The sequence below is a fragment of the Dethiosulfatibacter sp. genome (assembly GCF_983023055.1).
In genome coordinates, this window is sequence record NZ_CEZJXU010000262.1 from 1 (window position 1) to 3,651 (window position 3,651).

The 3,651-nt window shown below is 35.3% G+C and carries 2 protein-coding genes; both read left to right on the forward strand.

The features are described 5' to 3' along the window. On the forward strand, positions 1 to 260 hold a 260-nt coding region (locus AC3AX0_RS09270; protein WP_487550012.1), incomplete at its 5' end, for a 3H domain-containing protein. Positions 261 to 803: 543 nt separating this feature from the next. Continuing rightward, positions 804 to 3,651: UPF0182 family membrane protein (locus AC3AX0_RS09275; RefSeq protein WP_487550013.1), on the forward strand; the 2,848-nt coding region annotated here is incomplete at its 3' end.

Sequence of the window (3,651 nt, forward strand, 5' to 3'; positions counted from 1 at the left end):
TTAACATTGTAGTGGACAACGGAGGAGAAGTAATTGATGTTACTGTTGATCATCCTTTCTATGGAGAATTCAACGGAAAGCTTATGATAAAATCAAGGCTTGACGTTAAAAACTTCTTATTTCAAATGGAAGAAAGCAATGCTGAGCCTTTGTCCAAAATGAATGATGGAATTCATTTACATAAAATAAAGGCTCCATCAAAGGAAATACTTGAAGAAATAAAAGAACAGCTTAAAAACAGGGGTTTTCTTGTAGAATAATAAAATCGAATTTAGGCACTGGAGGGTACTCCGGTGCTTTCTTATAGCTTAAGAAAGTTAAAATATGCATAACCCCTTGAAGTGTTGGTGTTATGCGGTTAAGGGAACTTTCTTTCGCATCTTAATAACCGCTTTGGTCACATGAAGCGTGACCTAGTTAACGCAGCAAAGCTGCTTTCTTGACACATTATTCGACCTTTTGTATGGTATATTCCGTGGAAAAAATAAAACACAACTCCCTACTCCGTCGGAACGAGAATCTTCTTCTTTGACAATGTGGATTCTCGAACCTCCAAGTCGAGACCTCGTTGTATTTTATTTTTGCCACTGGATACCGAAGTAGATTATCTGAGATGTTTAAAAAGAATTTACGTACAGAATATAAAGATATTAATAAAACGTATTTTAATTATGAGTAAATGTGGATTTTAACCTGTTGAAAAGGATAAATATAAAGGGTATAATGAATATAGAATAATTATGAAAATTACGTGTAATACGTTGGTAAATAAATAGTGACATAAAATTTAGGAGGAAGATTGAATGGCGGATAACAAAAAGAAACAAAATACACTAAACAAAGCTAATATTTTCGGAATAATCATCTTCGTGATGATAGTGGTTGGCATCAGTTCCTTCGGCAGCCTTATATCATTTGTATCGGACTATAAATGGTTCAGTGAAGTTGGTTATACAGGCACATTTTTGACTAAATTGAGAACCCAGTTTATTATAGGAGTTCCTCTTTTTATAGTGTTATCAGTAGTATTCAATTACTACCTGACATACCTTAAAAAGAAATATTTCAAAGAAATGAACCTGACAATAGATAAGGGCGATATGAAAAAAATAGGTCTTGGTATAAGACTTGGATCAGTTATTCTTGCATTTTTCTTTTCAATATCCGTTGTTTCATCAATGTGGTTTGAAATACTTGAATTTATCAATGGGCAGCTTTTTAATGTTGTTGATCCAATCTTCAGCCAGGATATAGGATTCTATGTATTTAAGCTTCCATTCATAAACGGCATACTTAATTTTCTAATGGCAATGTTGTTTATATTTATTGTAATAACTGTTGCATTCAATATGATAATATTCACTGCAAAAACTACAACCAGAATGCGTTCAGGTGAAAAGGTAATAGACTTTGAGGAATTAAGCCAAAAGAGAAAGTCTTTAAACGATACAATAGATAAAAAAACTATTACAAATATCATAAACCAGGTAGCATTTTTCGGAGCCGCCTTCCTTCTCATATTGGGAATAAGGTCATGGCTTAGATCCTACGACCTTCTGTATTCTGCAAGAGGAAAGGTTTACGGAGCTTCATATACAGACATAGCGGTATCACTTAAGCTATATAGAGTAATAGCAGTTGCTGCAATAGCAGGAGCAGTTACCTTCTTCATGGGAGCAAAGAAGAAGAATCTTGTACTTGCACTGGCAATGCCTGCAGTTTTAATAGTAATAACAATAGCAGGTGGTATCGTTGGAGGAGCCGTTGAGCAATTCATCGTTGAACCTGACCAGATATCAAAGGAAATGAAGTATATAGAATACAATATAGCATACACCCAGAAAGCCTATGGTCTTGAAGAGGTGAAGGAAGTGGAGTATCCTGTAAAATATGACCTTTCCAAGAAGGATATAAACTTTAACAGCGACATAATCAACAACATAAGGATAAACGACTACAGACCTATAGAGCAAGTATACAACCAGATTCAAGGTATAAGACCATACTATGTTTACAACGACGTTGACATAGACCGGTATACAATTGATGGAGAATACAAGCAGGTATTTCTATCAGCCAGGGAACTTGACCAGACAAAACTTGACTCTCAGGCACAGACATGGATCAACCAGGTACTTAAGTATACCCATGGTTACGGTTTTTCACTGTCTCCTGTAAATGATGTAACAACTGAAGGTCAGCCTATACTTTTAGTAAAGGATATACCTCCTACTACAACTACTGACTTGAAGATTACTCAACCTGAAATATATTTCGGAGAGATGACAAACAACTATGTAATAGTAAATTCAGGTGAAGAAGAATTCGACTATCCATCAGGTTCCGACAATGTAATGACATATTACGAGGGAAATGCAGGAATAGAGCTTTCAGGAATGAACAAGCTTCTTTTCACCATTAGACAGGGAAGTCTTAAAATATTAATTTCAAATAATGTAAATTCAGATAGTAGAATCATCCTTAATAGAAACATAATAGAAAGAGTTAATAAGATAGCTCCATTCCTTGAGTTTGGAACAGATCCATATTTAGTTGTAAACCAGGATGATGGAAAGCTATACTGGATAATAGAAGCATTTTCAACAAGTAACAAGTATCCTTATTCACAACCTATAGACGATTTTTCTTTTAACTATATTAGGAATCCAATAAAGGTTGTAATAGATGCATATAACGGAGATACCGATTTCTATATCACAGATGAAACAGATGCTCTTGCTTTAACATACAGAGAAATATTCCCTGATCTTTTTAAAACCCTTGATGAAATGCCTAAGGGAATTAGGGATCATATAAGATATGGACAGGAGTATTTCAATGTACAAGCTGAAATATACAGAACATACCATATGGAAAATCCAACAGTGTTCTTTGGAAGAGAGGACCTTTGGGAAATATCACAAGAAAAGTATATGGATGCAGTACAAAAAGTTGAATCAAACTATGTAATGTTTAAGTTGCCTGGCGAAGACGAAGTAGAATTTCTTCTTTCAGTACCTTATTCTCCAGTAGGAAAGAACAATATGACAGCACTGTTTGCAGCCAGAAACGACGGTGAAAACTATGGTGAGCTAGTTATTTACAGGTATTCGAAAAATGAGAACATACCAGGTACAAATATGATAGAATCAAGGATAGACCAGGATTCAGAGATTTCTCCACAACTTACACTTTGGTCACAGGAAGGGTCAAATGTATTGAGGGGTAACATACTGGTAATTCCTATAGAAGAATCACTTCTATACATAGAGCCTATATACCTTCAGGCAGACAATGAAAACAGTCTTCCTGAGATGAAGAAGGTAATAGCGGCATATGGAGATAATATAATCATGGAAGATACTCTTGAAATCGCATTGAACAAGCTATTCGGAGTTGACTACAATACCGGCGAAGACGGTTTAGGAATCCAGGACAAAACTATAAAGGACCTTATAATAGAAGCAAACGGCCTATATGAAAAAGCTGAAGAAGCATTGAAAAATGGTGAATGGACAGACTACGGCAGACATATAGACCAGCTTAAGAAGGTACTTACACAGCTTGAAATCATCGAAGGAATAGAGGTTGAACCGGAAGTAATCGAAGAAAACACCGTGGAAGAAAATACAGTAGAAGAAAATTCAACCA